Source organism: Rodentibacter rarus, assembly GCF_001998965.1.
GTDB classification, from domain to species: Bacteria; Pseudomonadota; Gammaproteobacteria; order Enterobacterales; family Pasteurellaceae; genus Rodentibacter; species Rodentibacter rarus.
The window spans coordinates 1-5,503 of record NZ_MLHJ01000074.1; the positions used below are offsets into that span (position 1 = coordinate 1).

At 41.5% G+C, this 5,503-nt stretch carries 3 protein-coding genes; all 3 read left to right on the plus strand.

Annotated features, from left to right (window positions below; genetic code table 11):
• The first annotated feature begins 179 nt into the window (after positions 1-179).
• Positions 180-821, plus strand: a complete 642-nt coding sequence (locus BKK50_RS08200; protein ID WP_077417102.1) for a MerR family transcriptional regulator — start codon at positions 180-182, stop codon at positions 819-821.
• Entirely contained in the window at positions 818-4,276 is a 3,459-nt protein-coding gene (locus tag BKK50_RS08205) for an acyl-[ACP]--phospholipid O-acyltransferase (RefSeq protein ID WP_077417104.1), read from the plus strand. Before BKK50_RS08200 ends, BKK50_RS08205 begins: the two co-directional genes overlap by 4 nt.
• A 159-nt stretch (positions 4,277-4,435) precedes the next feature.
• A complete protein-coding gene (locus tag BKK50_RS08210; protein WP_244149436.1) occupies positions 4,436-5,347 on the plus strand; it encodes an SPFH domain-containing protein in 912 nt (303 codons plus the stop codon).
• Positions 5,348-5,503: the final 156 nt, after the last annotated feature.

Here is a 5,503-nt window from a genome sequence, read left to right on the forward strand (position 1 = left end):
GTGTGTCCCTACAAGATAACAAAAAGCAACATTGTGCAAGTGTTGCATAATACCGAATTTGTTATATTTTTAAACATCATTTTGATTCTTCTTTTTATGAAAACTGTAAAGTAACACACTTTACTTTTTAAAATGTAACGTATAAAATCCTCTCCACATTTAACCGAGAGGAAGATCCTATGCTAAAAATGAATGAGTTGGTGAAACTCAGCCAAACGCCTAAATCAACGGTGTTGTACTATGTGAAGGAAGGGCTTTTGCCTGAGCCGTTGAAAGATAAACCGAATTTTCATCTCTATGACGAGCGCTGTGTCGGGTTGTTGGAATTCATTAAATACCTACAAACCAATTTCAATGCCAGCATTTCTCAAATTAAACAACTTTTCTCTCATCCTGATTTTGACTGGCAAAATCCTTACGAAAGTTTGATTTCATTGATTAACATTATTATGGGGGCAGAGAATGAAACCTTTTCCCCTTCAGAACTTTGTCAAGAATTTTCTATTTCTGAGATCGAATTACAAAGAATGGTCGATGAGGGCTTGCTTAATCCGCGCGAGGGCATTTTTACCGCCAAAGAGCGGGATATTTTAGCCATTGTTTGCCGGTGTAATGAGGCGGAACGTGAAATGGTGAAAACCTATTTACAAACGGCAAAAACCCTTGCAATGCAAGAGGTGAATCTTACCTTATCAGCACTGAAAGATAACGAACAAAAAGACGAAAAACTTAAACATCTTTTTGATTTACTATTGGTGCTGAAACCTTATGTGTTAAATATGCAAACACTAAAAATTTACCAAACGGAGAGTGTGAAATGAACCGCCTAAAATATGCAGGTTTTGTGCCTTATTTGGCGATTGCTTTTTTGAATGCAAGCGTGGATTTAGCCCACAAAATCACGATTCAAAATGTGTTGTTGAAAAGTTTTGAGGGGAATACTTTAGTCGTGCTAACAGCGTTAATCAACGCAATGATTTTATTACCTTTTATTTTCCTTTTTTCGCCTTCGGCATTTATTAACGATAAATTCTGTCGCACCAAGGTGATCCGTTGGAGCAGCCTGGCAGCGGTGGGGATTTCAACCGCAATTTTATTCAGTTATGTGATGGGGGAATTTTATCTCGCCTTTGCCTTAACGCTGATATTGGCAGCACAAAGTGCGGTCTATTCTCCGGCTAAATATAGCCTTATCAAATCGATTGTCGGCACGGAAAATATCGGGCTTGCCAATGGTGTGATTCAAGCCCTAACCATTGTAGCGATTTTGTTTAGCGCTTTTGCCTTCTCAATTGTCTTTGAAGGCTATTATGTGCCTTCCGATAATCCGAATGAAGTGCTACAAAGCGTTTGGATGATTGGTATCGCACTCGTGATGTTTAGTGTCCTTGAAGCCTTTTTCGCCTTCAAAATACCTTTCTTTCCACAAGAAAAAGCAGAAAATGAAAAATTCTCTGCGGGTAAATATTTCTCGTTCGGTTATTTGAAAGACAACCTCCGCACCTTGCGTAGCGATAAAAATATTTGGCTTAGCGTGATTGGTTTAAGCCTTTTTTGGGGCGTATCACAAGTGATAATAGCGGCATTTCCGGCGCATTATAAAACCTTGTTTAATGCCGATAATGCCGTGATTATTCAAGCGATTCTTGCCGTCAGCGGTTTAGGGTTAATCACCGGGTCTTACCTTGCCGGACGTGCTTCCCGCTTGCATATTGAATTGGGCATTGTGCCGGTCGGAGCATTGGGTATTTTTATTTCACTTTTTGGCTTAACCTTGGTTAGTACCCATTTCTCGCTGATGCTTTGTTCCTTTGGATTCGGTTTTTTTGGCGGCTTATTTATCGTACCCCTCAATGCGACCATTCAATATTTCGCCCCAGAAAAAATCAGTGGCAAAATTATGGCGGGTAACAACTTTATCCAAAACGTCTTGATGGTCGTTTTTTTGCTACTGAGCATTGTATTTGTCGAATTGAACCTTTCCACCACCGGCATTTTCCTAACGGTTTCCGTGGTCTGTTTATTGGGCAGCCTCTACGCTATGTGGCAACTCCCCCATTTATTCGTCCGCTTATTACTCTTGCCTCTGCTAAAAACCAATTACCGTTTCCACGTGGAAGGATTAAAAAATCTTCCGCAAAGCGGTGGCACATTATTACTCGGTAACCATATTAGTTGGATTGATTGGCTTGTGTTACAAGCCGCTAGCCCACGTGCCATTAAATTCGTGATGTTCCGCCCAATTTACAATAAATGGTATTTAACGTGGTTTTTGCGTATTTTCCGAGTGATCCCGATTGGTGCCGGTTCAAGCCGTGAATCCATTGATACGATTCGTGAATATTTGGCACGTGGTGAAGTGGTGGCATTATTCCCGGAAGGTCATATCAGTTACAACGGTCAAATCAATGAATTCAAAAAAGGCTTTGAACACGTATTAAAAGATTTGGATAACATCACGACCGTACCATTTTATTTGCGGGGTTTATGGGGCAGCAGCTTTTCTCGTGCGGATAATTTTTATAAAAGCCTCACGAAAAAACAAGGCAAACGTGAAATTTTAGTGGCGTTCGGCAAACCGATTCACGGCTTTATTGATGCTCCGGCAATGAAACAAAAAGTGCTTGAGCTGTCCTTCACCGTGTGGGAAAAAGTGATCGCCAAACGTAAACCGCTCGCGCACCATTGGCTGAACAGTGCAAAATCTAACCTGTTCAAAGAATGTGTAGTGGACGGACAAGGTATGAAGCTGAACAACCTCAAGTTTATTGCTGCTGTGTTGATGTTTGGTAAACAGTTCAAAAAAGCCTTAGGCGAGGAAAAAAATATAGGGGTTTTGCTACCAAGCTCGGCGATTGGTGCCATTGTGAATATGGCGTTGATGGTCATAGGAAAAGTACCGGTGAATTTGAACTACACGCTCAGCCCGGAAGTGATGGAAAAAGCCCTGGCTAAAGCGAATATTAACAAAGTCATTACCGCTGAAAAGTTTTTAAATAAACTGAATGCCAAAGGCTTTGCCTTTGATGAAGTATTGGCAGGCAAAACTATTTTTGCGGAAGCCTTGGGTAAAAACATCACAAAAAGCGAAAAAGTGCGGTCACTTTTAACGGCGTTTTTTGCCCCACGTTGGTGGATTAAATTGATGCATTTTGCCGATGTTCGCTTGAATGATACAGCAACAATTCTCTTCAGCAGCGGCAGCGAAGGCACACCAAAAGGCATTGAGTTAAGCCATAAAAATTTGCTCACCAACATTAAACAGGTGAGTGAATTGCTCAACTTCCAAGAAGATGATGTGATTTTAAATTCTTTGCCGATTTTCCATTCTTTTGGCTTAACGGTAACGACCCTAATGCCATTATGTGAAGGCATCAAAATGGTGAGTGTGGCAGACCCGACCGATGGCGCTGAAGTTGGCAAAATGTGCGCACGTCATAACGTGAGCATTATGTTTGGCACATCGACATTCTTCCGTTTATATGCCCGTAATAAAAAATTGCATCCGTTAATGCTACAAAGTGTACGAATGGTCATTGCCGGGGCGGAAAAATTGAAAGCGGATGTGAAAGAAACCTTCCGTTTGAAATTCGGTTTGGAAATTTATGAAGGCTATGGCGCAACCGAAACCGCACCGGTTGCCAGCGTCAATATGCCAAACATATTAGATCCCGACAGTCTAAAAGAATTTACCTTCAACAAAGTGGGAACGGTGGGTATGCCATTGCCGGGCACGATTATCAAAATCGTTGATCCGAATACCTTGCAAGACTTACCAACAGGCGAAGACGGCTTGATTCTCATTGGCGGCGGACAAGTGATGAAGGGCTACTTGGACGATCCGGAAAAAACCAATGAGGTCATTACCGAACTTGACGGTGTGCGTTACTACAAAACCGGGGACAAAGGGCATATTGATGAACACGGCTTTATCACTATTGTGGATCGTTATTCCCGTTTCGCCAAAATCGGGGGCGAGATGATAAGCCTTGGTAGCGTGGAAGAAAATATCGCCCAAGTATTAAATGATGAAAACCAATTTGTCACCATTGCGGTAAACGATGAGAAAAAAGGCGAAAGTATCGTGTTATTGGTGAAATCACCACTCAGTCTTGAGGAAATTAACACCCAAATTAAATCCCTTAACCTTCCACCTATTATGCTGCCAAGCCAAGTATTTTTAGTCGATACCATCCCACTTCTCGGCAGCGGAAAAGTGGATTTCAAAGGTGCGAAGAAATTGGCGGAGGAAATGATAGTGGGTAAATATTTTTGAAATCCTCATAAATTTCAATAAAATGCTACCATTCGGTTCAATTCGTTTAGTAAGGAAATGTTATGTTTTTTCTAGGTTTTATTTTAGGTGCAATGTCTGCGGTGGTTGCACAACAATTTTTAAAGCAATATTCAATTGTAAAAAAAGAGGAGCATTCTGGTGGAAAATAATCAATTTGGTATCAATCCAAAATTATTAGTTAAACTCGGTTCAGCATTTGCCGTGATTGCTATTGCAGGGCTGGTGGTATCCAATTCCGTTTATTCCGTTGATGCCGGTCAAACGGCAATTGTGACGCGCTATGGTGAAATTGTGAATACCAAAACCTCCGGGCTTAACTGGAAATCACCGGTGGAAGATGTCACTTATTTCTCTACACGTGAAGCAAAAATTGACTTTGGTGAGTTTAACAATAGTGGTGATGTCATTTCCGGTCTTTCCGCCTATACATCAGATCGCCAAACTGCCACGGTTGCATTGACATTAACTTATCAAATCACGGATCCCGAGCAGGTTTATACAAAATATAAATCGGCGGAAAATATGATTAATACCTTGGTTATTCCACGGGTTCGTCAGCAACTGGAAATTGTATTCAGCCAATATACCGCAATGACCGTCATTGAACGCCGGGGAGAATTTGCCGCCACATTGCGCAAAGAAATCGCCGATATGTTTAAAGGGTATCCATTGGTGATAAATGATGTGCAATCCGTCTTTAATTTTTCTAAAGAATATGAGCGAATGATTGAGGATAGCGTAAATAAAGATGTCGCCGTGCGAAACCAAGAGCGCCAAACACGTATTGCCCAAGAACAAGCCAAAGAAGCACAAGTGAGAGCCGAGGCAGAAGCCAGACGAAAAACCTTAGAAGCCGATGCGCAAGCACACTCAATTAAAGTGGTGGGCGAGGCTGAGGCGGAAAGTGTTCGGGCACTGGCAGAAGCCCTGTCTAAAAATAAAGATTTGGTTGCGCTAAAAACAGCGGAACGTTGGAATGGGGAACTCCCTACCTATATTCCACAGGGCACGGTTCTTCCATTTATTCAATTACCGAATAAATCCGAATAAATCCCAATAATTTTCTATAACGGAAAAAAGTGCGGTCGATGTTGACCGCACTTTTAGTCATATGATGTCGCATTGCACAACGTTGTTTTTTGTTCTCTTGTCGGGCCACACTTCGTGTGTCCTACTTTTACCCTATTGAAATAATTTGATTTTATA

Coding starts and splice junctions, on each gene's coding strand:
- BKK50_RS08205 (WP_077417104.1), top strand. CDS start 818: ATGAACCGCCTAAAATATGCAGGTTTTGTGCCTTATTTGGCGATTGCT.
- BKK50_RS08200 (WP_077417102.1), top strand. CDS start 180: ATGCTAAAAATGAATGAGTTGGTGAAACTCAGCCAAACGCCTAAATCA.